This is a genomic window from Planctomycetota bacterium (assembly GCA_039182125.1).
GTDB lineage: Bacteria > Planctomycetota > Phycisphaerae > Tepidisphaerales > Tepidisphaeraceae > JBCDCH01.
The window spans coordinates 44,562-71,553 of sequence record JBCDCH010000006.1; the positions used below are offsets into that span (position 1 = coordinate 44,562).

A 26,992-nucleotide genomic window follows, 5' to 3' on the forward strand; every position below is an offset into this window, starting at 1 on the left:
CGAGTGAGCCGGCAGGATTTGTACGACCAGATCGTCCTCGACATGAAGCGGCAGTTCGGCCTGCGGATTAAACGCTGGCGCAAACGCATGTCCGGCTGCGCCTGGCGCGCGTGGTACGCCGATGGCTCGGTGATCAATTGGGTCGAGGCCCCCTACCCAAAGTCGCCGATGAGCCTGGCCGTGTTCCTGCACGAGGTCGGGCACCACGCGATCGGATTCGACACATATAAGGTGCGCTGCGAGGAAGAATGGGCCGCGTGGCAGTGGTCACTGCACGCGATGCGGCAACTCGGCGTAACACCGACGCCACGCGTATTGAAGCGTGTCGACGCGAGCCTGCGGTACGCCGTCGCGAAAGCGGAACGCCGCGGGATCAAACGGCTGCCAGAACAGCTGGTCGAATACTCCCGCGCAGCGTGAACGGACTACCCTACGACATGTCTTGGCTTCTCGGGCTTGTACTCTGGCTTGGTGCGACCGAACCTGCAACCGCCACTCCGCTGGGGTTGGTACTACCGGATCCGCCGATCGGTTGGCAGACATTGGCGGGAACCGGGGTCTCGCAACGCCAGATCGTGATTGACGCCGGTGGCTGGACAAGAGAGGGACAGCGATTTCGGGTCAACGTGTACCTAAGGAATCAGCCGCCCTCGTATGCACCGACCACGGCGGCCTTGGTCGATGACCATGCACGGCGACCGTGGCTGCCGCTGAGGCTCCGGGGCAACCGGCCCAATTTCACGACGGTCGCCGTCACGGGTGAGCCCGCATTGGACACGGAACACGGCGTGGCCTTTGCGGCACCAAACCCGACGAACCCGCCGCAAGGGGTAGTCCGATCTGAGGCCCACTGGATCAACGGCCGCGTCTATAGCTTCGTTCACGAAGCCGAGCATGGTGTCACGCCGGGTCCGGAAGACGACGTCGCGTTCAAAACCTTCGTCGAGGCGATTAGCTTCACCGACGCCTCACCGCCCGGGCCCGCGCTGGGGGATCTGGGGCCGTCGCAGCGAATGCCGCTAGCCGAGGAGTCCGATTTGGCACGTGCGGTTCGGATGCCACTGCCGCCGCACGCGTTGCATGACGACGACGGACCACTGCTCTTCGATCTGAATGCCAGGTACAACACCAGTGGCCGCTTTACCGTCAACGTGCTCAAACCCGAGGACGCGATCAAGATGTCCCAAGACCTGAAACTGAACATCCCTGGCGGGCTGAACATGGACGACGGCAACGGAATCGCCACCGCCGGGCCACTTCCCGTTACGGACAAGCGAAGCAAGTGGCAGCATGTCTATTTGGTATTGCGTCCGATCGACGGCGGATTTCTCGCAGTGGCTCTTCGTTGTCACGAGTCCGTAACAACGTCAACTGATCCGGCGTTGATCCGAGCCACGCTTTCGAACATGTGCGCTGACGCGGTGCCGGAGCAACTCGACGCGGACGCTGGTGAGTAACACTTCATGGCGACTTGATCAATTAGCGTGTCAAGACTCCCCCGACATACCGCCGTCACCGACGACTCGCGCAAGGTCACGCCGGGCACGCTCTTCGTCGCCCGCGGCGGGACGGTGACCGACGGCACGAAGTTCGTGGCCGACGCGATCGAGCGCGGTGCCGTAGGCGTCGTGAGCGAGTCGCCGATCCGCGGGCTGAGCGTGCCGAGTGTGGTGGTAGATGACGCCGCACAGACGCTGGGCGAACTCGCCCACGCGCTGCACGATGATCCGAGCAAGTCTCTGGCCGTCCTCGCGATCACCGGCACCAATGGCAAGACAACCACAACCTACATTCTGCGGCACATTCTTCGACAAGACGATACGAAGTGCGGCCTCATTGGCACCATCGAGATCGACGATGGTGAACAAGTCACCGAAGCCGACATGACCACGCCCGGTGCACCGGAACTGGCAAAACATCTCGCCGCCATGCGAGACAACGGCTGTCAAGCTGCCGTCATCGAAGCGTCGTCTCATGCCCTGTCACAGAAACGTCTCACCGGTTGTCACATCGTTGGTGCGGCGTTTCTCAACCTCACCGGCGACCACCTCGACTACCATGGCACGATGGACGACTATGCCGATGCCAAGGCATTGCTATTTGAGATGCTCGGTGAGCAAGCCGCTGCCGCGGTGAACGTGGACGATCCATTTTCAGATCGCATGCTGGTCGGGTTCACTGGATTTCACGCGGAGTTCAGCCCTCGTGGCAATGACGCAACTTGGCGAGCCACCGACGTGAGCGTGACCGCAAGCGGTACGACGTTTCGCATGCATTCCTATGACGAAGCTTTCGCGGTACGGATGCCCCTGATCGGTCGGCACAATGTCGAGAACGCCCTCGCAGCGGCTGTTTTGGCGGAGGTCGTACTGAATCTCGAACCCCGCGACATCGCCGACGCCCTCGCCACCGCTACCGGCGCCCCCGGTCGGCTCGAACGGGTGCCGACCGACAAGCCCTTCCACGTCTTCGTCGACTACGCCCACACGGACGACGCGCTCGACAACGTGCTGCGTGCCTTGCGGCCGCTTTGCACGAGGAAGCTCCGCATCGTTTTCGGCTGCGGTGGCGATCGGGACAAGACCAAACGCCCACGCATGGCCGCCGCCGCCGAGCGGACCGCCGACGCGCTGTACGTCACCTCCGACAACCCGCGGACCGAAGACCCCGACGCGATCCTCGCGGACATCGTCGCCGGGCTGGAGCGCAAGCCGACGCTCGTCGACCCCGACCGCCGCGTCGCAATCCGCCAAGCCATCGCCGATGCGTCCGATGGCGACATCGTGCTCATCGCCGGCAAGGGCCACGAGAACTACCAGATCCTCGGCACCGAGAAGACCCACTTCGACGACCGCGAGGAAGCACACATCGCGCTCGAAAGCCCACGGCTTTAGCCGTGGGTCTGCGATCGGTCCCGCTTGCCGACCCACGGCTGAAGCCGTGGGCTTTGCCTCAACGATTGACCTTTGCATTCTCGCCGCCACCATGCACATCACGGATGAGACCGATACCGCTTCGAGATTTGCGTGGGGCCGTGTTCGGCAAGGTGGACGCCCCGCTGCCGGCGAGTGCGCCGCCGATTCGTTGCGTCTGCACGGATAGCCGCGACATCAAACCCGACAGCGTCTTCTTCGCGATCCCCGGCGACCACTTCGACGGCCACGACTACGTCAACGACGCGTTCGACAAGGGCGCGGTCGTCGCCATCGTCGATCGGGAGATCACGCCGCCGGCGGGGAAGTTTATCATCGAAGTCCCCGACGTCCGCAAGGCCCTGGGCCGGCTCGCGAGCCATGTCCGCGATGGCATGCGGGCGACGAAGATCATCGCCGTCGCCGGCAGCGTCGGGAAGACGGGCACGAAGCACCTCGTGCATGCCGCGCTCGGCGCACGCCTGCCCGGGGGCATGTCGCCCAAGTCGTTCAACAACGACATCGGCGTGCCGCTGACGATCTTCGCCGCCGAGAGCCACTGGCAGTACCTCGTGCTGGAGATGGGCACGAACCACCCCGGCGAGATCGCCCACCTCTCGCGCACGGCCAAGCCGGACCTCGCGATCATCACCAACGCCGGTGAGGAGCACCTCGAACACCTCGGCAGCCTCGACGGCGTCCGCCACGAGAACGCGCAGGTCGTCGTCGGCATGGACGCGGCCCGCGGACTGCTCGTCATCAACGGCGACGACCCGGACCTCGAGCGGGCCGTCGACGGCTGGTGGAAGGGCCGATCGCTCACGTTCGGCAACCACCGCCCAGACGACGACGAAGGCAACGACGTCGAGCAGGCCGACTTGTTCGCCACCGATGTCGAGGTCGGCTGGGACGGCACGCGGTTCAATCTCAACGGCTCGCGCACCAAGCTGCACGTCCCGCAGCTCGGCGCCCACGTCGCGACTAACGCGCTGGCCGCCGTCGCCGTCGCGCGTCGGCTGGGTCTGGGTGATCAGGAGATCGCCGCCGGGCTGGCGAAAGCGACCGGGCCGGAGATGCGGCTGCAGCCGACGAGCATGCCCGTTGACGGCGGCGTGGTGAAAGTCCTCAACGACGCATACAACGCCAACCCGCCGAGCGTCCGCGCTGCGTTGGCCACCCTTGCCGCCCTGCCTTACGACGGCCGACGCGTCGTCGCACTGGGCGACATGTTCGAGCTCGGCGAGACCGGCCCCGGCCACCACTATGCCATCGGCCGACTCGCGGCCAAGACCGCCGACGTGCTCGTCCTCGTCGGTAATCTGATGTGCCAGCACGCCGCCGAGGCCGCCGGGACCGTTGAGGACTGCGAGGTACACACCTTCCCGGACGTTGCGGCCGCGAAGGCCGAGTTGCCGACACTCTTACAACCCGGCGACACGCTGCTGGTGAAGGGTTCTCGCGGGATGGCGATGGAGCGGGTGGTGAAATCCGAATGACGAGTTCCCGAATGACGAATGAAATCCGAATGCAGAATGACGAATGACCCAACCTTCGGGTTTCGGTCTTCGTCATTCATTCGTCATTCGGGAACTCGTCATTCGTCATTTTCTCCATGCTCTACCTCCTGATCCAAGCCAACCTCGACGCCCTCACCGACGCCGGCTTTGGATTCCTGCGCGTCTTCCTCTTCCCAACGTTCCAGGCGGCCGTCGCGGCGGCCCTTTGCTTTGCCCTCTCGCTCGCCATCGGCCCGTTGATGATCCGCTGGCTGCGGGCCAAGAAGATCGGCGACAACCCGGAGTTCGACAACGAGTCGCTCAACACGCTCATGGCCGCCAAGCGCGACACGCCGACGATGGGCGGGCTGCTCATCGTCGGCGTCATCGCGCTCACCACGCTGCTGCTCGCGGACCTGTCAAACTTCTACGTGCAAATGGCGTTGATCGCCCTGCTCTGGCTCGGCGGCATCGGGGCCGTCGACGACTACCTCAAGCTCACCGCCAAACGCCGCGCCGCCGAGGGGAAGGTCACCCGCGACGGGCTGCGGTCCAAGGAAAAGCTGCTCCTGCAGGTCGGCATCGCGGTGCTGCTCGCGGTTTTCACCTGGCGGTACGGCAAGAACATCGACGAGGTGCGGACGCTGTATGTGCCGTTTTTCAAGGACTTCGCGTTGCCGTTGGCGTCTTGGGTGTTCGTCGTGATCGCGACGCTGGTGATCGTGGGGACCAGCAACGCGGTGAACCTGACCGACGGGCTCGACGGACTTGCCGCGGGGACGTGCGGGATCGTGGCGTTCGCGTTTTTGGTGCTGGCGTTCATCGTCGGCGACGCCGAGACGGCCGGGGCGTTGCTCTTCCACCACATCCCCGCCGCGAGCCAGATGACCGTGCTGGCCGGGGCGATGATCGGGGCGTGCCTGGGCTTTCTCTGGTTCAACTGCAGCCCGGCCCAGGTGTTCATGGGCGACACCGGTAGCCTCGCCCTCGGCGGCCTCATCGGCTACCTCGCCATCGTCGTCCGACAGGAACTCATGCTCATCCTCATCGGCGGCATCTTCGTCGCCGAGGCGCTGAGCGTTATCCTGCAAGTGAACTACTTCAAGCTCACCCGCTGGAAGACCGGCGAAGGCCAACGCCTCTTCCGCATGGCCCCCATCCACCACCACTTCCAAAAACTCGGCTGGACCGAAACGCAGGTCGTTGTGAGATTCTGGCTCATCGCCGCGATGCTGGCGGCAATGGCGGTGGCGACGGTGAAACTGCGGTAGGAAAATTATCTTCGACGGTGTAATCGCAAACGCTGCGGAAGCATGCCACTTCGATTAAACGATCGTCAGAACGGGATATCCGAATCATCAGTCGGCGGCGGCTGAGGCTCAGTTCGCTGCACCGTGTCGAGCGCATTGTAAAGGTTTGAAAGCAAGACCCGCCGTTTATGGTCATCACATCGCCCAGCAAGCTCAACAAAGTCTTTGAGCGCCCTAACCGGAAAGCCTTGAGGGAAGAATCTGAACTGTCCGTTAAGGAGAGCAGTCATAACATCTTGACAGTTTGGGATTTCTTCCTCAAGCATCACCGCTTGATACGCTTGCCGAATTTTTTTCACAACTGCCGAAGTGTCCATGTTGTACTTGCATCCACCCTCGATCGAAGCGATGTGCTTCCGTGCAGCGGATGAAAACGCCCGGTATGCAGCCTTGTCTTCGTCGCTAAACGCACTGTCGGACATTGTTGCAGCTTGTATTCGCTGCTTCGCTTCGGCAAAACTCTTGATGCGGCCGTGCCGACTCCTCTGCTTCATGGAGTCGAGCGTCTCTGAATACTCAAATGTATCCGTCCCCGCATCGGAGAGAAGCTTTTCAAACAGCATTCCGACAAAATATGCTTCGGTGCAGAAGTCGTATGTTGAATCGGTGAAGTCATACGGCTTCTCGCACCACCAGTTGAGGGATATTGACTTGTTGAAGTCGCTTTGGCTTTCGATAGCCTTTCCAAATCCAAGGTCGATTATCTTTAGCACTCCCTCTGCTGTGACCATCAAGTTTGCCTCGCGAATGTCACGGTGGAGCACCCCGCGTGACTCAAGGTAAGTGAACCCATCGACGGCTTGCCTAAAAAGATCCGCTATAGAAGCTGGCTCAGCCTTGACATAGTCGCTAATCTCGAGCCCGTCAATATGCTCCATCAAGATAATGCCTGAATGCTGCACCGGGTACAAATAGTGATTGAATACCCGGACGACGTTTGGGTGGTGCAGCCTGTAAAGCAGCTCAATCTCACGCTTGAAATTTTCGAATAGCGATTGTCGCTCGCTTTCGGCATACGGGGTGTATCGCTTCGCTACAAATTTGAGCGGGAGATGTGGATCTTCAAGTAAGACGGTAGTCCCGCACGCTCCTTGACCGAGGGTTTTGAGCAGCTTGTAGCCCGAATTCCGAATCAACGGGACTATCGTTGCCGCTGCGGCTGCTTTGTCAGTCGGTGATGCAGACATGCAAAATCATACGCATCGGTTCAGCGATTAGTTTTTGTTGCAGGCGAGGCGGGTGAGGGGACACGCCTCTATGTCTCACCCCGCTCGCTTCTTCTTCCGTCGGCCGCTGCCGATGATCGGCGAGGTCACGCTCGTGACGTGCTCGATCGGAATCCGCACCGACACGCTTTCGTCGGTCCAGATTGAGATCATCGAGTTGTCCGGCGAGCGTGAGAGGAAGTCCGGGTGATCGACGATGTACGAACGGTTGTCGACCAAATGCACCTCGAACCGCTCGAACGGTTCGGCGTGCAGGGCCGTGACGATCTCATCCATCATGCCGCGTGTCTTTGCCATCGTGGTGCATCATAGCAAACCGCCGCCAGACTCACATCTTCGGCTCCACCGACCCCTTCACGCGCGTGCCGTCGGGCTTGACGACTTCGATCCACCACATGGCGCCCTCCGGCAGTTCGTCCGGGGCCATGACGTGGATGTCGTAGTCGTCGTGGCTGGGGGCGTAGATGGCCTTTTGCACGGGGGAGACACCGGAGTCTTCGTTGCCGATCCAGGCGCGGACGACGGTTGCGCCATTGTCGTTGTAGGGAAGTTTGACGACGAGGTGGCACATCTTGCCGGCCGCGACGTTGCCGTGGCCCTGAGCGAAGGCAACTTCCATGTCCCCGACCATGGCGGTGCCGAGGTCGGCTTCCTCGCCGTGGTCGTGGGCATGGTCGTGGTCGCCGTGGTCGTGCCCGTCATGACCGTGATCGTGACCATGGTCTTCGGTGACGGTGGCGTCGGCGGTGACGGTCGTCTCGGACTCGCAGCCGATCAGGGCCACACCGGCAAGAACGGGAAGAAGAAACGCGGCTTTGATGGTTTGATTCATGGTGAGTTCCGTGGTTGCGGACCAGCATAACGAGTCTGTCAAGCGCCGTGGGGCGTGACGGCAAACGCCGCTCACCGCCCGCTCAGCGCGAGGCGTTGGAGGGTGCGGGCCGCCTCGACCGGGCCGATGTACCGACCGTCGACGTGGCTGTCCTGAATCACCCGGCCTTCGCGGTCCATGATCACCAACTGCGGCGTCTCGGCCACACGTGTCGCCCGTGCCACCGGCAGATCGTTTGCCGCCCCGAACCGCACGCTCGGCCAGGGCATGTTCGCCTTCCGCATGTAGTTCATCGCGTCGCGCTCCGAGCGATCCAGTGGCACGAGGATCATCTCGAAGTTGTCGCTGCGCTGGCGGGCGTTGCCGTAGAAGTCGACCAGCTGCGGGGTGAACTCGGCGCAGGCCGGGCACCAGCCGGCGGCGAAGTACACGCCGATGTACTGCACCTCGTCGCCCAGCTCGACGGGATTGCCGTTGGCGTCGATCAGCTTGCCGCTCAGCTCCGCCGCGAGTGCGCCATTGGCGACCGGCGTCTCACCGGCGAGCGCTTGCAGGGCCCGGCTCATCACGTCGGTGCCCTGCACCGTCACCGTGAACACGCCCTGCCGGTCCGGCGTCAGCACCGACGCGTGCGTCGCGGTCAGGTCGGACAGATCCAGCGTCGTGCCGGGGTCGAACGCGACGCCGTTGCTCAGCTCGATCCGCACCTGCAGCGTGACCTGCGTCGGCCAAAGCTCGCGCCGCTGGGCGAGCTCGGCGTAGGTCAGCGCCGCCGCCTCGGGCGATACCGAACCGGCCAGCTTCTCGGCGTCGGCGAGGATTGTCGTCTGCTCCGGCCGCAGCGCGACGAGCACACCGCCGGGCAACTCCGCGACGACCCGGCCGTTTTCGATTTCGAGCACCTTCACCTTCGTGCCCGCCGGGAACTCACGCCCGCCGTCAACGCGGATGCCGTTGGCGAGCGTGGTCGTCGGCGGAACCAGCGCCGGCTTCGCCTCGAGCTCCGCCATGGTCAGCGGCACACGCGCCGTCGCCGGCTGGGTCGAAGGCGTCGCGGCGGAGCCGGGCGCGGTGGTCTGTGCAAGGAGCAACGTCGGCGTGATCAACGCCAGAGCAACAACGGTGGGTCGAAGTAACTGCATGGTGTACATCAGGGGTTCGTCGAGCTGGACAATCGAACGTCGACGAAGGTTAGAAAGTGAGCACTAGATCGCCTCGGCACCGGCGACGGCGACTTCGTGGTCGTTCTCGACGGTGCTGCCGCTGACGCCGATGGCGCCGATGACCTCGCCGTCGGCGTTGGTGATCGGGACGCCGCCGGGGAAGGTGATCAGGCCACCGTTGGAGTGTTCGATGTTGTAGAGCGGCCCGCCGGGTTGGCTGAGCTCGCCGATGGCACCGGTGGGCATGTCGAAGTAGCGGGCGGTCTTGGCTTTCTTGATGGCGATGTCGATGGAGCCGAGCCAGGCGCCGTCCATGCGGACGAACGCCTTGAGATTCCCGCCTGCGTCGACGACAGCGATGTCCATCTTCGTGTCGATCTCCTCGGCCTTGGCGATCGCTGCGGCGATGATCGCCTGGGCCTGATCAAGGCTGATGTCCTGCGTGACGAGCGGCTCGGCGTCAACATGGTCATGGGCAAACGCGACCGGGCTGGTCGAGGCGAGATACGCCCCGGCGGCGAGGCTGACGGCGGAGGCGGTTGCGATGAGCAAGTGGCGTGTGTGGATCATCGCCGCACGGTAACGAACGCCGACCGCCTCGCAACCGTATCATCAGGCCACGGAAGGACCCTCGCCCATGGACCGAGACGAACGCATCGCCGGGTTGAACGAGAAGGCCCGCCGGCTCCCGCGCGAGCCGGGGGTGTATCTCATGAAGGACGCCAAGGGCCGGGTGATCTACGTCGGCAAGGCGGCGTCCCTGCGCGAGCGCGTCTCCTCTTACTTCCAACCCGCGACCAAGCTCGAGTTCAAGAAGCAGGGCCTGCTCGACGAGGTCGTCGACTTCGACACGCTCGGCACCGCGTCCGAGGCCGAGGCGCTGCTCACCGAGAACCGCCTCATCAAGGACATCCAGCCCAAGTACAACGCCCGGCTCGTCGACGACAAGACCTTCCCCTACCTCGTCGTCACCACCCACGACGACTTCCCCGGCGTCTACATCACCCGCATCCCGACCGACTACCCCAAGGCCCGTGTCTTCGGCCCGTACACGTCGGTCTACGCCCTGCGCGAAGCGATCGGACAACTGCAGAAGGCGTTCAAGTACCGCACCTGCGACCTCGACATCCGGGCCGATGACGAGAAGCGCCGCTTCTTCCGGCCGTGCCTGTTGCACTCGATCAACCAGTGCACCGCACCGTGTGCGGACAAGATCGAGAAGGACCCGTACAAGCGCGACATCCAACGCCTGCTCCGCTTCCTCGAGGGCGACCGGGAGAAGCTACTGAAGGACATGCAGACCGAGATGCTCGACGCCTCGGCGACGCTGGACTTCGAGAAGGCTGGTCGACTGCGGGATGAGATCAAGGCGCTGCAGGGCCTCGACAAGAAAGCCGAGAAAGGCACCGAACAGTTCTGGCAGCCCGAGGCGTTCGTCGCCAACCCCAAGGACGCCCTGCCCGTCCTGCAGAAAGCCCTCGGCATGGAGCAGCTGCCCCGCGTCGTCGAAGGCTTCGACATCGCCCACCTCCAGGGCGGCGAGATGGTCGGCTCCAAGGTCTGCTTCATCGACGGCGTCCCGTTCAAAGACGGCTACCGCCGCTACAAGATCAAGCACGGCCAGGGCAACAACGACTACCTGAGCCTGCAGGAAGTCGTGAGCCGCCGCTACCGCGAAGCCGCCGCGGGCAACGAACTCTACCCCGACCTCATCATGATCGACGGCGGCCTCGGCCAACTCCACGCCGTCATGGACGTCTTCAAAGACGTCGACGTCAAACCCCCGATGGTCGTGAGCCTCGCGAAGAAGGAAGAACTCGTCTACGTCCAGGCCAAGTCCGAGCCGATCCGCCTGCCTAGAAACAACGTCGGCCTCAAACTGCTGCAGTACCTGAGAGACGAAGCCCACCGCTTCGCCCAGCACTACCACCACATCCTGCGAAGGAAGGCAACGTTGGAAGAGAAGCGGAAGGCGGGGAAGCGCCCGCCGAAGGTGCGGCGGGTGAAAGCGAAGAACCCGACATTTGCACCATCAATCAACAAGCTGGATAGCTAACAATCCGCGACATTCACCGTCAGAATAAAGAATCGGGATACAAGGAAGATTCCTTCGCCTCACCGCAACTCTCAGGTTCAAACCGTAGCATGCTTTCCTCGGCATACTCGCTGCTGACCTCTACGCTTATCCACTTCCGGCCGAGACTTTCAGCCACAAACCCAGTTGTGTTACTGCCCGCAAATGGATCCAACACCACCGCATCAGGCTCAGTCAGGAACTCGATGAAGAATCGCGGCAGCTCCGATGGAAATCTCGCTGGGTGAACTTTCTTGTTCGCACGCTTCATGCCCTTGATATAGGCACTGTTCGATTCATTATTTCCGCAACTTATTAGATTCGGGGGAATCGAACCGCCACGATCAGATGCGAACGACTTTTTTACCACATGCCCACTTGGCCGCGTTGTTTCCTTTACCCCTCGCTTGATCAGCCGCCGCATGTCGTCGCTATACGGCTGCAACACACGACGATTGTCAGCATTTGCCATGGGGTCTTTGACAAGCCAAAATAGATACTCCGTGCTGTCTTTCACCCTAATCCGCCGGACATTGACCCACTCGGCCGGTGCCGGCATTTTCGCTGGATTGAACCAGAAAAACTCCTGCGCGAGATCGAATCCGACATCATCGGTTAGTGCCAGCAGCACGCGATAATGATAGAGACTACGGATCGGCTTTCCAGGCGCCCAAGCCCCGCCAATGTTGAGAACAAATGATCCGGTTGGCTTGATCACCCTTTTAATTTCGTATGCAAATGGGAGTATCCATTGCACATACTCTTCCTGACTAGCGTTTCCGTACTCCTTTTTGAAGTGAAGCGCATAAGGAGGGCTTGTTACCACAAGGTCCACTGAATCACTCTTCAGCGATCGCATGAAGTCAAGACTGTCCTCACAGTACAGTGCTCCCATTGACGTTTTGTAAAGTGGGTCACGACTCATAATGATTTATCAAATCCTGCAATCGGGCAAACCAAACGCCACCTTCTGGCGACTCGATCGGTATTGGGTGCATGACCTTTAGCTTACCCGGGTAGGCTTTGTGACGTTCGAGATCGCGAGTAAGGGCATAACGAAACTGCGTCCAGTCATCAGTTCTTCTTCCGATACAGACTGCCACAGCGTCAAAGTGGTCATGATCGTAGTAACGGCTGCTTGGATCTCCTTTAGCAGCCCGTGTTTTCTGGGTCTCCACCTGCGGCGATGCAGAGTTTCGGATCGTCTTCACTTCAACGCGGAGTTCAGTCTCGGCCAGCGTGGTAAAAGTGAAATCGTGCATTCCATCCTGGTCATGTGACTCGTACGAACAAAGCCACCCCTCGGAGCTGGCCACCTTAAGCTTTCGCTCAAAATGGACTTCCGCAACCGCGCCTTCGAGTGCAACCTTCAAGCGAAGCCTGCGATCGATCGCGTCAAGTAGTTCCTGAGCGGTGAGATCATATTTCTCTTCCAGTGCGTGAGGCATTGACGTTGACCGCGTTGAGTTCGGCTGGTGGGCTAGTTGACCTCGCGAGACTTTAGCCTCATCGATCGAGGACGCTAGGAAGGGAGAAAACGTACTTGGTGTGGTCCAGGGACGTGAACGGCATGACCGTTCCGTGACAGAGTCAGCCGGGAGTTGCGACGCAGTTCGCTGGCCACGGGTCAGGGAAGTCGTCGCCGGCCTGCCATTGCTTGATCTCGTCATCCGTGAGGAAGCACCCCGCCAGTGTTTCGGCGAAGCGGTCGACTTGGGCGGCGTCGCCGATGATGGTGAGGTGGCAGCGGCGGTCGCCGAAACGGCCTTCCTCTGCCGCTAGGCGTTCGCGGAGGGCGGTGCGTTCGGCTTCGTCGAGGTTGCTCTTGGGGTTGTCGACGATGCCGGCCCGCCAGTAGCCGACCAGTTCGAGGTCGATCCCGCCGGCGGCCTGGTTCCAGAGCAGCGAGACGTTGTCACGCGTCGGCAGGTAGAAGAAACCCTTGCTGCGGTAGATGTGCTGGCCGAGCTGTTGTTGGCACGTGTCCCAGAGCCGTTGCGGGTGGAACGGGCGGTCGTCCTTGATGACGCGGGTGGCGAGGTTGTAGGGCTGATCCTCCTCGGCATCGGCGTCGAAGGTCGGGCTTAGTTCGTCGATGAGCTTGGCGACGCGGTCGAAGTCGTAGCCGGGCAAGGCGAGCACGTCGTCGAGGCTCAGGCTCCCCCACGCAACCGAGCGGACGGTGACGAACGGGTTGAGTTGATGCACCGCCGACGCGATCGCCTGCAGCCGGCCCGCGCCGAGCCGGTCGGCCTTGGTCAGGATCAGGTCGCTGCAGAACATCACCTGCTCGACGAGCAGGTTCGTCGTGTCGCGTGTCTGCTGCTGCAGGTTGCGCTGCATCGTCGGGAAGATCCGCTCGCCGCCGGCGTAGTCCTGCTCGATCATCGCGCTGTCGACGAGCGTGAGGATGCCGGTGAGGCGGTGGGCGTCACTCGTTTGGAAGAACCGCACCAGCGGCATCGGGTGGCAACTGCCCGACGTCTCGATGATGACCAGATCGAGCGGGCCGACCGCACGGAGCTTCGCCAGCGCAGCGTCGAGCTCGCCGATGCCCTTGCGACTGCTCAGCACACACGACGCGATCGTCTGGAACAGTCCGTCCCGCTCCTCGAAGTACGCCGACTCCCCCACCAGCACCCCGTCGACGTCGAGCTCGCTCATGTCGTTGACAACGACGCCGACCGCCAGCCCGGCGCGCCCGGCTTGGGCGAGCAGGTTTTGCAAGAGCGTCGTTTTGCCCGAGCCGAGGAAACCGTTGAGGATGACGACAGGCGTTGGCACGGCACACCGTAGACTGTGACATGCGATGCTGCGTGTTTTCGACCAAGCCGTACGACGAGCGATTTCTCTCCGAAGCGTCGGCTAATCATGCGCTGACATTCCTCGAGCCGCGGCTCACGATCGAGACCGCCGCACTGGCCGACGGGTTCGACGCGGCGTGCCTGTTCGTCAACGACGAAGCCTCGGCCGATGTGATTGAACGGCTCGCAAGCATGGGCGTGCGGTTCATCGTGCTGCGGTCGGCGGGGTTCAACAACGTGGACCTCGACGTGTGCAAGCAGCACGGCATCCGTGTCGCGCGGGTGCCGGCGTATTCGCCGCAGGGCGTCGCGGAGCACGCGGTCGGGTTGATGCTCGCGCTCAACCGCCGGCTGCCCAAGGCGTACAACCGTGTCCGCGAGGGGAATTTCGCGCTCGACGGGTTGTTGGGTTTCCAGATGCACGGCAAGACGGCCGGCGTCGTGGGGACCGGGCTCATCGGGGCCGCGTGCTGTCGGATCCTGCGCGGCTTCGGCATGACCGTCCTCGCCCACGACCCCAACCCCGCTGACGGTCTCGATGTCGAGTATGTCGAACTCGATCAGCTCTGGGCCGAGAGCGACGTGATCACGCTGCACGTCCCGCTGTTCGACGCAACCTATCACCTGGTCAACGACGACACGCTCGGGCGGATGAAGGATGGCGTGATGCTGATCAACACCAGCCGCGGCGGCTTGGTCGACACGCGGGCGGTCATCGCCGCGCTCAAGTCGCAGAAGCTCGGCGCCCTTGGCCTGGACGTTTATGAGGAAGAGGACGGCCTGTTCTTCTCCGACCGCTCCGGGGACATCCTCGGCGACGACACCTTCGCCCGGCTGCTGACATTTCCCAACGTGCTCATCACCGGGCACCAAGCGTTCTTCACGCGCGAAGCGTTGACCGAGATCGCCCAGACGACGATCGACAACCTCACGCGCTTCGAAGCCGGCGCGGAGGCGCCCAACGAAGTGCGGGCCGACTAGGCAACCTCAACGCACCCGACGCAGCGCGACGCCACCGAGGAGCAACCCCGCCCCCACTGCCGCAGGCTCCGGAATCGCGACGATCGCGTTGTACTCCTGCAGCAAATCGAGGTGGAAGGCCCGGTCGCCGTCAGGCGTGATGTTCCAGCCGCGATCGTCGATCGCGGCGCTGTCGCCGACGAAGTCGTACACCCAAAGGGCTGAGAGTTGAACGTCGGCGGCGACGATGGCGTCGAGGATGATCCGCATGCGTTGCTCGTTGTCGTTGTCGGGGTCGCCGTCGTCTTCGATGGGGAAGTTGAACACGTCGGCCACGCCGAACTCACCGAGAAAGAGCGGCTTACCCGACGCATCGGCAAACTCAGCCGCCTCGAAGAGAACGTCCAGGTACGTCACGTTCGGATCGTCGAACCGCGTGGGCGTCTCGGTCTGGTCTTCGCGCGAGACGCCGAGCATGCTGTGGTAGTACGCGTGCAGGCTGATGGCATCGACGGCGGCGTGATCATCGAGGGTGATCTGCGCGAACTCGGCCCTCGTGTCGCGGCCGAAGTCGCCCGTGGTACGGAGCGAAAACGCACCGGGACGGGAGACGGAATGGCCGGTCGTGGTTGCACGGCCAGGATCGAGCGTGTTGACGATGCCGGCGAACTCGGCGATGGCCGCCCGAACGGCAGTGCTGGAGATCTTGTCGGCGTCGGTCCGCTGATCCGGCGTGCCGCGTGCCGGGGCGATGAACTGGTCAGGGTTCTGGGTCGGCAAGTCCTGGGCGAGGTTGAACTCGTTGCCGAACTCCCACATCAGAATCGCATCGGAGTCGCGGTAGCGGGTGACCATCTCGGTGGCGTACTCGCGGGCGAATGCACGGGTCTGGCTATCGGCATCACCCCACGCACTGCCCGGCTCGCCGACCAGGTCCGGGACCGCGAACCGGTTCCAGAACAGTGTCGGCACCAGCCCGACACCGTTGGCCTCGGCACTGGCGACGACCGCGTCGAGCCGGCGGAAATACTCGGCCCGATCGGACTGATACAGCGCGAAGTCGTCGGGCAGGAAGCCGCCGAAGTTGATCCGGGCGAAAGGGATGTTCCGCTGCCCCAGTTCGGCGAAGCCGGCTTCGTAGCTCGTGTCGTTGCCGTTCCGCAAAGTCCGCAGGAAAGCGTCGTAGTAGTTGACCCCGAGGCCGCGATACGCCCGGTTGTTTTGCTCGAACTGTCCGTTATTGACGGTCAGCCCCGCGGCCCATGCCGAGACGGGGGCGAGAACAAACCCGGCCACGATCGCAAACGCGGCAACACCTTTACACAAACGTTTGTTATTCAATGAATTCTCCTCTACTGCGGTTCAGAGCATACGCCACTTCGTCCGATCGGGCCAACGAACGCGTGGGTCGGACGTACGCTCGGCGCTGCACCATCTCCGACGGCCACGGGAGACGAGTCGCTGGCTCGTATCGGTCCTAGAACGGCAGATCGACGATGCCACCGTCGGAACGGAGCGTCGCACCAGTCGTGTTCGCGGCTCGCGGTGAGCAGAGGAACACGACAGCGGCGGCGATTTCTTCGGGCGTGCCAAAGCGACCGGTAAGGGAACCGGGACGGGCGTGACTCACAAAGGCATCTTTGCTCACGTCCATTTCTCCAACGAAGTTTTCGACGCCCTCGGTCCACGTCGGGCCGGGCAGGACACTGTTGACCGTGACACCGCTTCCGGCGGCGGTCTTGGCAATGCCGCGAGCGATGGCGAGTTGGCTCGTTTTCGTCCAGCCGTAGTGGACCATCTCGGTCGGGATGTTCAGGCCCGACTCGCTGGAGATGAAGATGATCCGGCCGAAGCCACGCTCGATCATCCCCGGCAGCACGGCGCGGCTCAGCCGCACGCCGCTCATCACGTTCACATCGAACATCCTCTGCCAGTCTTCATCGGGGATCTCGCCAAAAGGCTTGGGCTCGAAGATGCCGGTGTTGTTGACGAGGATGTCGAGTTCGCCGGCCTGCTCGATGAGTTTCGCGCAGCCATCAGCAGTCGCAACATCACCGGCCAACCCGAGGCCGCCGAGCTCACGGGCAACCGCGTCGACGTCGGCCTGTGTACGTCCGTTGACGATCACGTCGCAGCCCTCGTTGGCAAGGAACTGAGCGATCGCCCTGCCGATGCCCTTGGTGCTGCCGGTGACGAGGGCACGTTTGCCGTTGAGTTGAAGTTCCATGGCCGACCCTATGTCAAACGCCAGGCCATTGCCGTTATGTTGACCGAATGCTCGTCCTTCTCCTTGCCACACTCGCCGCCGCGCCGACGACCGGACCCGCACCGCACACCTTCACCGACGGCGTCGCCGTCATCGAAGCCGAATCGTTCGTTGAACAAACGAAAGACGACGTGCGGCGGTGGTACGTGCAGTCCGTCGATGCCATGGCCGAGGTCGAGGGCCGGGACGACGACGCGACCGAACCGGCCACAGCCTCCGGCGGTGCGTACATCGAAGCCCTGCCCGACACGCGGGTAACCCACGACGACCCGCTCATCAGCGGCGAGAATTTTTCCAACGTGCCGGGCGTGATGGGCGTGCTGCACTACCGCGTGCGGTTCGACGAGCCGGGTCGTTACTACGTCTGGGCGTGTGCCCACTCGATCGGCACCGAGGACAACGGCATCCACGTCGGCCTCGACGACGACTGGCCTGAAACGTCGCAGCGCGTGCAGTGGTGCGCCGGCAAGGGTGCGTGGACCTGGTCGAGCAACCAGCGCGTCCCCGACAATCACTGCGGCGATCCGCTGACGATCTGGCTCGACATCGACGAGCCGGGCGTGCGGACGGTGACAATTTCCATGCGCGAGGACGGCGTCGAACTCGACCGGTTCCTGCTGACCCGCGATGCGGAGTTCGACCCGGCGACGGATCTGGCCGACTGATGTCCAACCCAATGCAACGCATCCTGATCGTCGGCCCCTGTGGTGCGGGCAAGAGCACGCTGGCCATCCAACTCGGGCAGCGAACCGGCCTGCCGGTACATCACATGGATCGCCTGCACTGGAAGCCCGGCTGGGTCGAGTCGAGCCGCGAGGAACTGCGCGAAAAACTCACCGCGATCGTCGCCGGCAATCGCTGGATCATCGACGGCAACTACAGCTCGAGCTTCGACCTGCGCCTGCCACGCGCCGACACAATCGTCTGGCTCGACTACCCGCCACGGCTCTACCGCTGGCGCGTCCTCAAACGTCACATCGTCGGCCGCTTCCGCCAACGAACCGACATCACCGAAGGCTGTGTCGAGAAGTTCGACCCGGAGTTCATGCGCTACGTCTGGCGCTTCCACAGAGACCGTCGGCCGGAGTTGGTGAAAGTCATGAACGCACTGCCGGCGGAGATGGCGTTGCACCATTTCCGCCGGCCGCGCGAATCGAAAGCGTGGCTCAACGCCGTCGCAGCAATGTGAGCCCGAGCCCGCCGAGCAGGCCAAGCGTTGCCGGCTCGGGGATAACCGTGACGGTGCCGGTGAAGCCGAGGTTGTTGAAGTCGACCTGCGTGTTGGTGCCGCTGAGCACCACGTCGACGAACTGCACCTTCGACGGAAAGTTCAACGGAATGTCCTCGGCGAAGATCGGGTCGCTGTCGCTGCCAGTTGCGTTACCCAGCGCCGGCTCGACATCGTTGATCGTGCCGACCAAGTCCATGTTCGCGTCGAAGAACGTGAAGTCGATGTCATCGACGTCGAAGCCTTCGCTGTGGTAGTTCCAGAAGTGGATCGTCGTGAGGTCGTACTCGACGAGCAAATCGAATCGCAGGCCCAGCGGGTCGCCGGTGGTCCAAACGTGGGTGGACTGGTTGTGAAGTTCGCCCGCATCAGCCGAGGGCAGGTCGATGATGTTGGCCAGCGACTGCTCGGTGCTGACGTTGTTGAACGGGTCGGGGTCGTTCCCGGGCGCGAGTTCCACGGTCATGTTCGCGTCCCAGAGGTAGACCGACTCGGGCTCGATGCCCGCCACCACGGCGGACGAGCCGACGCCGATCGCCAGCACAGCGACGCAGATGCGTGTGTGTTGCACGGTCTCTCCAATCTCAAGAATGTCGTGAAAGCCCCACGCGGAGCCAACTCATGATTATCATGATCATGCTACGGCTGTCAATGCTTTCGCCGTCGGTCGTGTCAACTGTCCGCCCCTACTGTCGGGCCGATGCTTCGCCGCGAACGCACCGAACCCGCCGAGTCGCCCGTGTTTCGGCGGATGCTGGGGTTGCTCGGACCGCATCGGAAGCTCGTCGGGGGCGGGTTGTTTCTGCTGTTGCTCAGCGTGCCGTGTGAGTTGGTGCCGGGGGCGGCGGCGTTGTACCTCGTGGATGATTTGATCACGCCGTTCCTGACCGGGGCGACGCCAGGGGAGGCGCATCCGTGGTTGCACGCGGCGGTGTCGCTGGGCGGTATGCTCACGTCTTGGCCGGCGTTGCTGGCAAGCGTGATGGTGTGGATGGCGGTCATCGCGGTGCTCGGCATCGCGTTCAAGGCGGCGTCGACCAATCTCATGGAGCGGGCCGCCCAGAAACTCATCCTCGACCTGCGCCGCGACGTGTACGACAAGCTCCAGCACCAATCGCTCGGCTACCTCCACCGACAACGTACCGGCGATCTCATGTCGCGCGGCATCGGTGACGTCGACCAAGTCCAGCAGTTCATCGTCAACGGCGTCGACCAAGTGCTTGCCGAGGGCCTGATCTGGCTCGCGGCGGTGGTGACGGTGTTCTTCATTGACTGGCGGGTGGCGCTGTTCACGGTCGTGCCGATCCTGATGGTGTACGCGCTGCTGCGAATCTTCAACGCGAAGGCGAAGCCGATCTATAAGGCAGCCCGTGAATCGGCTGGCGCGGTTTCGACGCGGCTGCAGGAGAACCTCGGGGGGCTGACCACGATCAAGATCTTCAACCGCGAAGTCGTCGAGTCCAAGCGCTTCGCCGACGCGACCGAAACAAACTACGACGACCAGATCCGCGCGACGAACATGCGCACGATCTACTTCCCCTTCACCGGCGTGCTCGCCAACTTCGCCGGCGTCGCGATGTACGGGTCGGGGGCGTACTTCATTCTCACCGGCTCGTTTACGCTTGGCGGGTTGCTGGCGTTCCGCGCGTTTTACTGGCGGTTGTTCGGGCCGGTGTTCACGTTGGCACGGGTGAACGATCTGATCCAGCGCAGCACGGCGGCGGCGCGGCGGGTGTTCGAGGTGCTGGACGAGCCGGTCGAGCTACCGGACAAGCCCGACGCGAAGCCGCTGCCGAAAGTCGACGGGCATCTGCGGCTCGAGGGCGTGACCTTCCACTACCGCAACAAACCCGAGCCGGTGCTGCGCGACGTGACCATCGACATTCCCGCCGGCAAGACCGTCGCGCTCTGCGGCCCCAGCGGTGCAGGCAAGAGCACCGTGCTCAACATGCTGCTGCGGTTCTACGACCCGACCACCGGCAAGATCACGCTCGACGACATCGACCTGCGCGACGTGCAGCGCGGGGCGCTGCGTCGGCACTACGCGCTGGTGCAACAGGAGACGTTCCTCTTCGCCGACACCATCGCGGCCAACCTGCGCTTCGGTCGGCCCAACGCAAGCGACGAACAACTGAAAGCCGCCGTCACCGCGGCGAACATCGGCGAGTTCATCGACGCCCTACCCGACGGCTACGACACCATGGTCGGCGAGCGCGGCGTTCTGCTCAGCGGCGGCCAGAAGCAACGCCTGAGCCTCGCCCGCGCCTTCCTCGCCGACCCGGAGATCCTGCTGCTCGACGAGCCGACCAGCAGCGTCGAACCCGCCAGCGAAGCCGCGATCCTGCGCTCGATCATGGAACTGCTCCGCGGACGAACGACGGTGCTCACCAGCCACCGCCCAAGCCTGATCGAGTCGGCCGACCTGGTCTACGTCATCGAAAACGGAAGCGTCGTCGCCAGCGGGAGCGTCGAGGATGCCCGGCGGAGTAACGCATGGTTCGCAGCGTTTCTCGGGGATGATGCCGAGTCTGATGCGATGATCAACAACTAGCGCGTCACCCGTACAAACCGGGCTCTTCCTTCTTTCGCTTGCGAGCTTTGGGGGCTTGCTTGGTTGCTCGGATGAGCGTTTGAGCCGGCAGCTCAATGTGGTCGCCGTCGAGCAGATTCTGGATCGTAAGGATTTGCAGCCGCGGCACTTTCGAGCCGGCCACCGTGCCGCTCTCGAAGAACCCCGCATCGGCCGCTTCCTTCACCATCGGCTTGGTCGGCTCAGCGAGCGTGATGAACACTCCGACCGCCGCCTTCTCCCGCTCCACCACCCCGCGCAAGTCCCGCACCATTTGCACGCTCACGTTCTTCCCACCCTTCACGCTGATGATCACCTGCCGCGTCTTCCCGCCGTCGTCGATCCACAGCCGACCGTCGATACCCTTGTCCGCCCCCTTCTTCTTCTCCTGCGGGAAACACTCAACCAGCGACAACGCCCTGTACTGGAACTGGTACGCGTCGTCCTCGAAAAGCTGGTGCGCCCCGGAGATGCTCTCCGGCTCACCGACCACGTCGTAATCCGCCTCGGCGTGCAGGCCGAACGTGTCCCGCAGCCGGACTTTGATCAGGTTCGTCGCCAGGTGCGTGATGTCGATGCCGAGCCAACGGCGGCCCAGCTTCTGCGCCGCGACCACCGCCGTGCCGCACCCGCAAAACGGATCAAGCACGACGTCGCCCTCGTTGCTGGAAGCGTTGATGATGCGTTCAAGCAGGGCCTCGGGTTTCTGCGTGGGGTAGCCGAGGCGCTCTTTGTCTTGTGTCGATAGCCACCGCACATCTTCATCGATTCCTTCGTCGGTTCCAAACACAGTACCGTCCGTGTAGGGCTGGTAAGTCCATAGGTCGGAAACAGGAGTTCCATGATCCGGCTTCACATACCATTCGGGTATCGGCCAAGCAGACTCAGGTTCAATCTTGATGCAGCCCAACTCATACAAACGATCGAGTTTTTGGTGCTGTGAAAGACCACTGAAGTCTTCGTTCATCTGCTCAAGTAGTTTCCCCGGAATGGCCCAGTATCGTCCCTTCGCAGTCGGGTCAAACCCTTTCCATGGCTTACCTGATTCACCACCGCGGGTTCCCGACCCAGTAAGGACATTGCCGTAATAGTCAGTTCGCCAGCCATGCTCATCTTCAACGAAATACTGCTCAACGTGCCCTCGCATGTATGGGCGGGTCGGTCGATTCCAAACGAAGTCTGGCGATTTCACGTAGTAGAAGATCGTGTCATGCACCGGCGCGAAGCGCCTCGCTTTTCCGTGAGCACCGGTTCTTCTCCAGATGATTTCGCTCTTGAAATGCTCCGGTCCGAACACCGCATCGAGCACTAACTTCAGGTAGTGACTCGCCGTGGGGTCGCAGTGCAGGTAGAGGCTGCCGGTGTCCTTGAGGACGCGGCGAAGTTCGACCAGCCGCGGGGCCATCATCGATAGATACGCGAGCATGTCGCTTTGCGGCATGAAGTCGCGGAAGGCGACCATGAGGCTGGCAAGGCGGTCGATACCGCTGGTGATCGCTTCTTCGAAGTTCGCGGCCGCTTCGTCGTTCCACTTCCACGTGTCGCCGAACGCCTTGATCTGGGCGCTGCTGGCAGCGCCGGACTGCTCGGCGAAGAGCACGTTGTAATCAGCGTTGGAGTTGAACGGCGGATCGAGGTAAACGAGATCGACCGACGCGTCGACGACATGGTCGCGCAGAATTTGCAGGTTGTCCCCGTAGTACAGCGTGTTGGGCGCGGGCTCGGCCATCGCCGCAAGCTAGCAGATGCACGGACCAGACCAAGCACGCCGAGCCGGCATCGCGTCGGACGTTCTCCGTGCTCTGGGGGTGAGCCCCGTACACTGCCGCCGTGTCTGCTGATGTCCCCACGCCCACTGCTCGTTCGTTTGACAAGATTGATGCCGACCTGGCTCGGCTGACGAACCTTTTTCATCGCACGCTGGATGATCTTGGCGAGGGTGAGTTGGCCGAGCATGTGCGGGAGGCGGGCGACACCGAGCATGTGCCGGACAACGACGATGATGCGCAGCGGCTCGGGCAGGTGGACTCGATCGCGTTTCAGTTGTTGAACATGGTCGAGGAAAACGCCGCGGCGCGGTTCCGGGAGCGGCGTGAATCCGAGGGCGGGCCGGCGGCGCTACCGGGGTCGTGGGGTCAGCACTTGCGGAAGCTCAAGGACGCCGGGGTGAGCGAGGCCGACGTCGCCGCGGCGTTGCCGAAGATGCGGATCGAGCCGGTGCTCACCGCCCACCCGACCGAGGCGAAACGCTCCACCGTCCTCGAACAACACCGGGCGATGTACCGGCTGATGAGCGATCGCGAGGACGACGTCACCCCCGCCGACCGCGACCGCAACGACCTTCGGATGATGGCGTCGCTGGAGCGGCTCTGGCGGACCGGCGAGATCCTGCTGGACAAGCCGACCGTCGACGCCGAGCGGGACAACCTGATCTACTACCTGCGTGAGGTGTTCCCCGACGCACTAGCCGGCGTCGACCGGCGACTGCGATCGGCGTGGGCGGCGGTGGGATTTGATCCGGCGGCGATCGCCGAGCCGGCCGCATTGCCGCAGGTGCGGTTCGGACTGTGGGCCGGCGGCGATCGTGACGGTCATCCTGGCGTGACGCCGCAGGTCACCCGCGACACACTGGACGAACTCCGCCGCGGCGCGGTGAAGGTGCTCGACCGCCAACTCTCCGCGTTGGCCGAGACGCTCACGCTCAGCGGCAGCTTCCAGGAACCGCTGCCCGCCCTGCTCAAACGGATCGACGAACTCGCCCACCATCACCCGCGACGTTGGCACCGCCTTCATCGGCGCTTCGGCGACGAGCCGTGGCGACAACTCGTGCAACTAATGCGTACCCACCTGCCACGCACCGGCGACCTCGACGCCGACGATGGGCACGGCTACGTCAGTGCCGACGAGATCCGGGCCGATCTGATGGTGCTGCGAGCGAGCCTGTTGGCCGTTGGGGCCGGCCGACTCGTCACGCTCGACCTCGACCCGCTGATCCGCACGCTCGACTGCTTCGGCCTGCACCTGGCCGCGCTCGACATCCGGCAGAACTCGGGCTTCCACGATCGCGCGATGAGCCAACTGCTCCGAAGCGCGGGCGTCGACGATGCCGATTCGTGGGCCGACTGGCCGGAAGATCGCCGGCTCGCGTTGCTCAACGCCGAGTTGCAAAGCCCCCGGCCCTTCTCCCGCTGGGGCCGCAACCTCGGCACCGAAGCGGACGACGTGCTGGCGACCTACCGCATCCTCGTCGAGCAGATCGACCGCCGCGGCACCGACGGGCTCGGCGCGTTGATCGTCTCGATGACCCAGCGCGTCAGCGACCTGCTGGTGGTGTACATCTTCGCCCGAGAGGCGGGGCTTGCGAAGTTCAACGACGGCCAGCTCACTTGTCCGCTGCCGGTGGTGCCGTTGCTGGAAACGGTCGACGACCTACGCCGTGGCCCGGACATCCTGCGGGATTTCCTTGCCCACCCGGTCACCCGGCATTCGATCGATCGGCGCGGCGGCGTGCAGCAGGTCATGCTCGGCTACTCCGACTCCAACAAGGACAGCGGCATCCTGTCGAGCCAGTGGACCCTGCACGCGGCGCAAGAGAAGCTCAGCGCGTTCGCCGAGGAGGCGGGCGTTCGATTGCGCTACTTCCACGGTCGCGGCGGCACGATCAGCCGCGGCGCCGGGCCGACCCACCGGTTCCTCGAAGCGTTGCCGTTTGCGAGCCTCGGCGGGGACGTGCGGCTCACCGAACAAGGCGAAACCGTCGCCCAGAAGTACGCCAACCACGAGACGGCGGTGCACAACCTCGAACTGCTCGTCGCCGGAGTCAGCGGCGTGACGCTGCTGCACAATGCCAAGGGCCACCGTCCCCGGCCGCTGCAGCAGGTCGTCAAGCAACTCGCCCAGACCAGCCGGGAGGCGTATCAGGACCTGCTCGCGACCGACGGGTTTCTGCGGTTCTTCGGACAAGCAACGCCGATTGACGTGCTCGAACAGAGCAATATAGGCTCCCGCCCGTCGCGCCGACGCCAGAAAGCCGAGCGGCAACTTGAAGACCTGCGGGCGATTCCGTGGGTGTTCAGCTGGAACCAGGCGCGGTTCTACCTGCCGGGCTGGTATGGGCTCGGCACCGCGCTGGAAAAGCTTCAGCAGTCCGACGCATCGGTGTTCAACGAAATCGACGCGGCCGCGGATCGCTGGCCATTCCTGCGGTACGTGCTGACCAACGTCGAGACCAACATCGCCAGCGCCAACGAGGAACTCATGTCGCTCTACGCCCAACTCGTCGACGACGAAGCGTTGCGCGAGACCTTCCTCGGACGTGTGCTCGACGAGTACCACCGGACCCGGCGAATGCTCGACGCGATCTATGGCAAGGAACTCGACCAACGTCGGCCCCGCATGTGGAAGACGCTGCAGATGCGCGACGAACGCCTGCACGCCCTGCACCGCCAACAAATCGCCCTGCTACGCGAGTGGCGCAGCGACGAAGACAGCGATCTGCTGCCGCAACTACTGCTAAACGTCAACGCGATCGCGTCAGGGTTGCGGACAACGGGGTAAATGTGAGCCGCGTTGTCACGCAACGCGGCTCCAAAGGAAAGGGTGAAGTCGGACCGTTGTCCCACTTCACCCGTTCGTGTTCAGACTTAAGGCTTCGCTTACGCGATGTGGCTTTTGACCTGATCGAACACCGCGTCGAAGGCTTTGGGGTCTTCGATGGCGAGCTCGCTGAGCATCTTGCGGTTGAGCTCGATGCCGCTCTTGGTGAGGGCGTGGATGAACTGGCTGTAGCGGACGCCGCGCTCGCGACAGGCGGCGTTGAGGCGGATCACCCAAAGCTGGCGGAAGTTGCGCTTCTTCTGGCGGCGGTGGATCCAGGCGAACTTGTCGGCGCGTTTGACGGCGGTGATAGCCGAGCGGTAGTTGTGGCCGGGCTGGCCGACGGTGCCGCAGGCGCGCTTGAGGAGCTTCTTACGTTTCTGGGCCTGCTTGGCCCCACCGGTGATGCGTGGCATGGGGGTGTCCTTCGGGATCAATGGAAGCCAGGGGCACGGCTCACAGGCCGGCTTAGCTGCGCGCCCAACGCCGGGCACGCTTTGGATTTGGAGAAGCAGCGTCGTGGCTTACTTCTCGGCCTCGGCCTTGCGGCGGGCTTGTTCCTTAAGGTAGGCGACCTTCGTGGGATTCTTACCGGCTTTGCCAATGAGGGCCCGGATGGGCTTGGCCTGGGTTTCGTCGAGAACGCCGGGACGGGCATAGCGGCGGAGTTGGTCGCCGGTGCGACCGCTGAGCAAGTGCCGACGGTTGGCCTGCTGGTAGACAACCTTGCCGGTGGCGGTGACTTTCACGCGCTTCTTGTAGCTCTTGTTGGGCTTGTGGGTGGTTCGCATGGCGGGCTCTTTCGGTCGGGCGGAGAGGTTAGGCGCGCCCGCTTGCCCGGTCGACAGGCCCGGTGGTCGACAGGCCCGATCAGCGGGCCAGTGCCGACTTGAGGCACCGAACCATCATCGCCTTGACCGCGATGTAGCTCGGGGCGTGGCTGCCCAGGACCGCCTGCACGCTCGTCACCGGCCGTTCCAGTCCGCAAGGCACGATCATCTCGAAGTCGCTGAGCCTGGTCTCGATGTTGAGCGCGAGCCCGTGAAGGGTGACCCCCTTGCGGACCCGCACGCCCATGGCCGCGATCTTGGCCGACTCGACGCCGCGGACGTGCGGCGGGTCGACCCACACCCCCACCGCGTCCGGATCGGTCCGCGCCGGCAGGTGGAACTTGGCCAGAGCCTGGATCGTGGCGTCTTGCAGCAGGCGCATGTAGCTGCCGACGGTCAGGCCGTGATCGGCGATGCGGACGATCGGATAGCAGATGAGTTGGCCGGGCCCGTGGTAGGTGATGTCTCCGCCACGGTCGGACTCGACGAGCGCGACGTTCTTACGCTTCAGCAGATCACGATCGACTTTGAGGTTGCCCTCGGCGTCGTCAGCCCGCCGACCGAACGTGATCGTCGGCGGATGCTCCACGGTGATCAGCACCGGCTCCCCGTTCTCGAGCACCTCGGCGTGATACCGAAGCTGTTCATCCCACGCCGCTTGGTAAGGCATGGTGTCGAGATCGATGATCCGCATGGGGCAAGCGTAACAGAAGCGGGGGAAGTCGG

Annotated in this window: 26 protein-coding genes; 11 read left to right on the forward strand and 15 right to left on the reverse strand. The window is 63.3% G+C overall.

Annotated elements, in window-relative coordinates:
- Nucleotides 1–3 precede the first annotated feature (3 nt).
- The 5 genes from AAGD32_02735 to mraY all read left to right on the forward strand — a co-directional run bounded on the left by AAGD32_02735 (nucleotide 4) and on the right by mraY (nucleotide 5,679).
- The gene (locus AAGD32_02735; protein MEM8873153.1) at nucleotides 4–420 is read left to right on the forward strand and encodes a hypothetical protein; all 417 of its coding nucleotides are present in this window, start codon (nucleotides 4–6) and stop codon (nucleotides 418–420) included.
- Between the two features lie 17 nt (nucleotides 421–437).
- Nucleotides 438–1,457 (forward strand): hypothetical protein, encoded by a 1,020-nt coding sequence (locus AAGD32_02740; GenBank protein MEM8873154.1) that lies wholly within the window; start codon nucleotides 438–440, stop codon nucleotides 1,455–1,457.
- 27 nt (nucleotides 1,458–1,484) lie between these two features.
- Complete coding sequence (locus AAGD32_02745) at nucleotides 1,485–2,894, forward strand: UDP-N-acetylmuramoyl-L-alanyl-D-glutamate--2,6-diaminopimelate ligase (protein ID MEM8873155.1); 1,410 nt, start codon at nucleotides 1,485–1,487, stop codon at nucleotides 2,892–2,894.
- Nucleotides 2,895–2,998: 104 nt separating this feature from the next.
- Entirely contained in the window at nucleotides 2,999–4,408 is a 1,410-nt protein-coding gene (gene murF / locus AAGD32_02750) for a UDP-N-acetylmuramoyl-tripeptide--D-alanyl-D-alanine ligase (GenBank protein MEM8873156.1), read from the forward strand.
- Between the two features lie 116 nt (nucleotides 4,409–4,524).
- Nucleotides 4,525–5,679, forward strand: a complete 1,155-nt coding sequence (gene mraY / locus AAGD32_02755; GenBank protein ID MEM8873157.1) for a phospho-N-acetylmuramoyl-pentapeptide-transferase — start codon at nucleotides 4,525–4,527, stop codon at nucleotides 5,677–5,679.
- A gap of 65 nt (nucleotides 5,680–5,744) precedes the next feature.
- Here the strand turns inward: mraY and AAGD32_02760 are convergent, their stop codons facing one another.
- From AAGD32_02760 to AAGD32_02780, 5 genes are all read right to left on the reverse strand, one after another.
- Nucleotides 5,745–6,905 (reverse strand): protein kinase, encoded by a 1,161-nt coding sequence (locus AAGD32_02760; GenBank protein MEM8873158.1) that lies wholly within the window; start codon nucleotides 6,903–6,905, stop codon nucleotides 5,745–5,747.
- A gap of 75 nt (nucleotides 6,906–6,980) precedes the next feature.
- A complete protein-coding gene (locus AAGD32_02765) occupies nucleotides 6,981–7,241 on the reverse strand; it encodes a hypothetical protein (GenBank protein MEM8873159.1) in 261 nt (86 codons plus the stop codon).
- Between the two features lie 31 nt (nucleotides 7,242–7,272).
- Nucleotides 7,273–7,776 carry a hypothetical protein gene (locus AAGD32_02770; protein ID MEM8873160.1) on the reverse strand — a complete coding sequence of 168 codons (504 nt, stop codon included), beginning with the start codon at nucleotides 7,774–7,776 and terminating at the stop codon, nucleotides 7,273–7,275.
- Nucleotides 7,777–7,847: 71 nt separating this feature from the next.
- Nucleotides 7,848–8,927 carry a thioredoxin-like domain-containing protein gene (locus tag AAGD32_02775; protein MEM8873161.1) on the reverse strand — a complete coding sequence of 360 codons (1,080 nt, stop codon included), beginning with the start codon at nucleotides 8,925–8,927 and terminating at the stop codon, nucleotides 7,848–7,850.
- Nucleotides 8,928–8,981: 54 nt separating this feature from the next.
- A complete protein-coding gene (locus tag AAGD32_02780; protein MEM8873162.1) occupies nucleotides 8,982–9,374 on the reverse strand; it encodes a heme-binding protein in 393 nt (130 codons plus the stop codon).
- A gap of 202 nt (nucleotides 9,375–9,576) precedes the next feature.
- On the opposite strand from AAGD32_02780, the gene AAGD32_02785 reads away from it, so the two are divergent.
- Nucleotides 9,577–10,995, forward strand: a complete 1,419-nt coding sequence (locus AAGD32_02785; GenBank protein ID MEM8873163.1) for an excinuclease ABC subunit UvrC — start codon at nucleotides 9,577–9,579, stop codon at nucleotides 10,993–10,995.
- A gap of 19 nt (nucleotides 10,996–11,014) precedes the next feature.
- Here AAGD32_02785 and AAGD32_02790 read toward each other — a convergent pair whose 3' ends face one another.
- The 3 genes from AAGD32_02790 to AAGD32_02800 form a co-directional block, all read right to left on the reverse strand.
- Nucleotides 11,015–11,872 carry a site-specific DNA-methyltransferase gene (locus AAGD32_02790; protein MEM8873164.1) on the reverse strand — a complete coding sequence of 286 codons (858 nt, stop codon included), beginning with the start codon at nucleotides 11,870–11,872 and terminating at the stop codon, nucleotides 11,015–11,017.
- Nucleotides 11,873–11,927: 55 nt separating this feature from the next.
- Nucleotides 11,928–12,461 carry a hypothetical protein gene (locus AAGD32_02795; protein ID MEM8873165.1) on the reverse strand — a complete coding sequence of 178 codons (534 nt, stop codon included), beginning with the start codon at nucleotides 12,459–12,461 and terminating at the stop codon, nucleotides 11,928–11,930.
- Between the two features lie 142 nt (nucleotides 12,462–12,603).
- Entirely contained in the window at nucleotides 12,604–13,797 is a 1,194-nt protein-coding gene (locus tag AAGD32_02800) for a GTP-binding protein (GenBank protein MEM8873166.1), read from the reverse strand.
- Between the two features lie 20 nt (nucleotides 13,798–13,817).
- Here AAGD32_02800 and AAGD32_02805 point away from each other — a divergent pair, with 20 nt between their 5' ends.
- Nucleotides 13,818–14,798: a 2-hydroxyacid dehydrogenase gene (locus AAGD32_02805; GenBank protein ID MEM8873167.1), complete on the forward strand. Its 981-nt coding sequence runs from the start codon at nucleotides 13,818–13,820 to the stop codon at nucleotides 14,796–14,798.
- 6 nt (nucleotides 14,799–14,804) lie between these two features.
- On the opposite strand, the gene AAGD32_02810 is transcribed toward AAGD32_02805, so the two are convergent.
- Nucleotides 14,805–16,118: a cellulase family glycosylhydrolase gene (locus AAGD32_02810; protein ID MEM8873168.1), complete on the reverse strand. Its 1,314-nt coding sequence runs from the start codon at nucleotides 16,116–16,118 to the stop codon at nucleotides 14,805–14,807.
- Between the two features lie 136 nt (nucleotides 16,119–16,254).
- Nucleotides 16,255–17,004, reverse strand: coding sequence for an SDR family oxidoreductase (locus tag AAGD32_02815; GenBank protein ID MEM8873169.1), 750 nt, complete (start codon nucleotides 17,002–17,004; stop codon nucleotides 16,255–16,257).
- 47 nt (nucleotides 17,005–17,051) lie between these two features.
- Here AAGD32_02815 and AAGD32_02820 point away from each other — a divergent pair, with 47 nt between their 5' ends.
- Nucleotides 17,052–17,708 (forward strand): hypothetical protein, encoded by a 657-nt coding sequence (locus AAGD32_02820; protein MEM8873170.1) that lies wholly within the window; start codon nucleotides 17,052–17,054, stop codon nucleotides 17,706–17,708.
- Nucleotides 17,708–18,232: an isopentenyl transferase family protein gene (locus AAGD32_02825; GenBank protein MEM8873171.1), complete on the forward strand. Its 525-nt coding sequence runs from the start codon at nucleotides 17,708–17,710 to the stop codon at nucleotides 18,230–18,232. Before AAGD32_02820 ends, AAGD32_02825 begins: the two co-directional genes overlap by 1 nt.
- Here AAGD32_02825 and AAGD32_02830 read toward each other — a convergent pair.
- Nucleotides 18,210–18,842: a PEP-CTERM sorting domain-containing protein gene (locus AAGD32_02830; protein MEM8873172.1), complete on the reverse strand. Its 633-nt coding sequence runs from the start codon at nucleotides 18,840–18,842 to the stop codon at nucleotides 18,210–18,212. The two genes, AAGD32_02825 and AAGD32_02830, sit on opposite strands and share 23 nt — an antisense overlap.
- 129 nt (nucleotides 18,843–18,971) lie before the next feature.
- Here AAGD32_02830 and AAGD32_02835 point away from each other — a divergent pair, with 129 nt between their 5' ends.
- Nucleotides 18,972–20,822 (forward strand): ABC transporter ATP-binding protein, encoded by a 1,851-nt coding sequence (locus AAGD32_02835; protein MEM8873173.1) that lies wholly within the window; start codon nucleotides 18,972–18,974, stop codon nucleotides 20,820–20,822.
- Nucleotides 20,823–20,826: 4 nt separating this feature from the next.
- On the opposite strand, the gene AAGD32_02840 is transcribed toward AAGD32_02835, so the two are convergent.
- Nucleotides 20,827–22,569, reverse strand: a complete 1,743-nt coding sequence (locus AAGD32_02840; protein ID MEM8873174.1) for a DNA methyltransferase — start codon at nucleotides 22,567–22,569, stop codon at nucleotides 20,827–20,829.
- Between the two features lie 101 nt (nucleotides 22,570–22,670).
- Here AAGD32_02840 and AAGD32_02845 point away from each other — a divergent pair, with 101 nt between their 5' ends.
- Complete coding sequence (locus tag AAGD32_02845) at nucleotides 22,671–25,397, forward strand: phosphoenolpyruvate carboxylase (protein ID MEM8873175.1); 2,727 nt, start codon at nucleotides 22,671–22,673, stop codon at nucleotides 25,395–25,397.
- 98 nt (nucleotides 25,398–25,495) lie between these two features.
- Here AAGD32_02845 and rplT read toward each other — a convergent pair whose 3' ends face one another.
- The 3 genes from rplT to lipB all read right to left on the reverse strand — a co-directional run bounded on the left by rplT (nucleotide 25,496) and on the right by lipB (nucleotide 26,960).
- A complete protein-coding gene (gene rplT / locus AAGD32_02850) occupies nucleotides 25,496–25,852 on the reverse strand; it encodes a 50S ribosomal protein L20 (protein MEM8873176.1) in 357 nt (118 codons plus the stop codon).
- Between the two features lie 108 nt (nucleotides 25,853–25,960).
- Entirely contained in the window at nucleotides 25,961–26,227 is a 267-nt protein-coding gene (gene rpmI, locus AAGD32_02855) for a 50S ribosomal protein L35 (protein ID MEM8873177.1), read from the reverse strand.
- 79 nt (nucleotides 26,228–26,306) lie between these two features.
- On the reverse strand, nucleotides 26,307–26,960 hold the full coding sequence (lipB, locus tag AAGD32_02860; GenBank protein MEM8873178.1) for a lipoyl(octanoyl) transferase LipB: 654 nt from the start codon (nucleotides 26,958–26,960) through the stop codon (nucleotides 26,307–26,309).
- Nucleotides 26,961–26,992 lie beyond the last annotated feature (32 nt).

Excerpts from the sequence above, each read along its gene's own strand:
- AAGD32_02740 (MEM8873154.1), top strand. The coding sequence starts at position 438 with ATGTCTTGGCTTCTCGGGCTTGTACTCTGGCTTGGTGCGACCGAACCT.
- murF (MEM8873156.1), top strand. The coding sequence starts at position 2,999 with ATGAGACCGATACCGCTTCGAGATTTGCGTGGGGCCGTGTTCGGCAAG.
- mraY (MEM8873157.1), top strand. The coding sequence starts at position 4,525 with ATGCTCTACCTCCTGATCCAAGCCAACCTCGACGCCCTCACCGACGCC.
- AAGD32_02760 (MEM8873158.1), bottom strand. The coding sequence starts at position 6,905 with ATGTCTGCATCACCGACTGACAAAGCAGCCGCAGCGGCAACGATAGTC.
- AAGD32_02765 (MEM8873159.1), bottom strand. The coding sequence starts at position 7,241 with ATGGCAAAGACACGCGGCATGATGGATGAGATCGTCACGGCCCTGCAC.
- AAGD32_02770 (MEM8873160.1), bottom strand. The coding sequence starts at position 7,776 with ATGAATCAAACCATCAAAGCCGCGTTTCTTCTTCCCGTTCTTGCCGGT.
- AAGD32_02775 (MEM8873161.1), bottom strand. The coding sequence starts at position 8,927 with ATGTACACCATGCAGTTACTTCGACCCACCGTTGTTGCTCTGGCGTTG.
- AAGD32_02785 (MEM8873163.1), top strand. The coding sequence starts at position 9,577 with ATGGACCGAGACGAACGCATCGCCGGGTTGAACGAGAAGGCCCGCCGG.
- AAGD32_02790 (MEM8873164.1), bottom strand. The coding sequence starts at position 11,872 with ATGCGATCGCTGAAGAGTGATTCAGTGGACCTTGTGGTAACAAGCCCT.
- AAGD32_02795 (MEM8873165.1), bottom strand. The coding sequence starts at position 12,461 with ATGCCTCACGCACTGGAAGAGAAATATGATCTCACCGCTCAGGAACTA.
- AAGD32_02805 (MEM8873167.1), top strand. The coding sequence starts at position 13,818 with ATGCGATGCTGCGTGTTTTCGACCAAGCCGTACGACGAGCGATTTCTC.
- AAGD32_02815 (MEM8873169.1), bottom strand. The coding sequence starts at position 17,004 with ATGGAACTTCAACTCAACGGCAAACGTGCCCTCGTCACCGGCAGCACC.
- AAGD32_02820 (MEM8873170.1), top strand. The coding sequence starts at position 17,052 with ATGCTCGTCCTTCTCCTTGCCACACTCGCCGCCGCGCCGACGACCGGA.
- AAGD32_02825 (MEM8873171.1), top strand. The coding sequence starts at position 17,708 with ATGTCCAACCCAATGCAACGCATCCTGATCGTCGGCCCCTGTGGTGCG.
- AAGD32_02835 (MEM8873173.1), top strand. The coding sequence starts at position 18,972 with ATGCTTCGCCGCGAACGCACCGAACCCGCCGAGTCGCCCGTGTTTCGG.
- AAGD32_02840 (MEM8873174.1), bottom strand. The coding sequence starts at position 22,569 with ATGGCCGAGCCCGCGCCCAACACGCTGTACTACGGGGACAACCTGCAA.
- rplT (MEM8873176.1), bottom strand. The coding sequence starts at position 25,852 with ATGCCACGCATCACCGGTGGGGCCAAGCAGGCCCAGAAACGTAAGAAG.
- rpmI (MEM8873177.1), bottom strand. The coding sequence starts at position 26,227 with ATGCGAACCACCCACAAGCCCAACAAGAGCTACAAGAAGCGCGTGAAA.
- lipB (MEM8873178.1), bottom strand. The coding sequence starts at position 26,960 with ATGCGGATCATCGATCTCGACACCATGCCTTACCAAGCGGCGTGGGAT.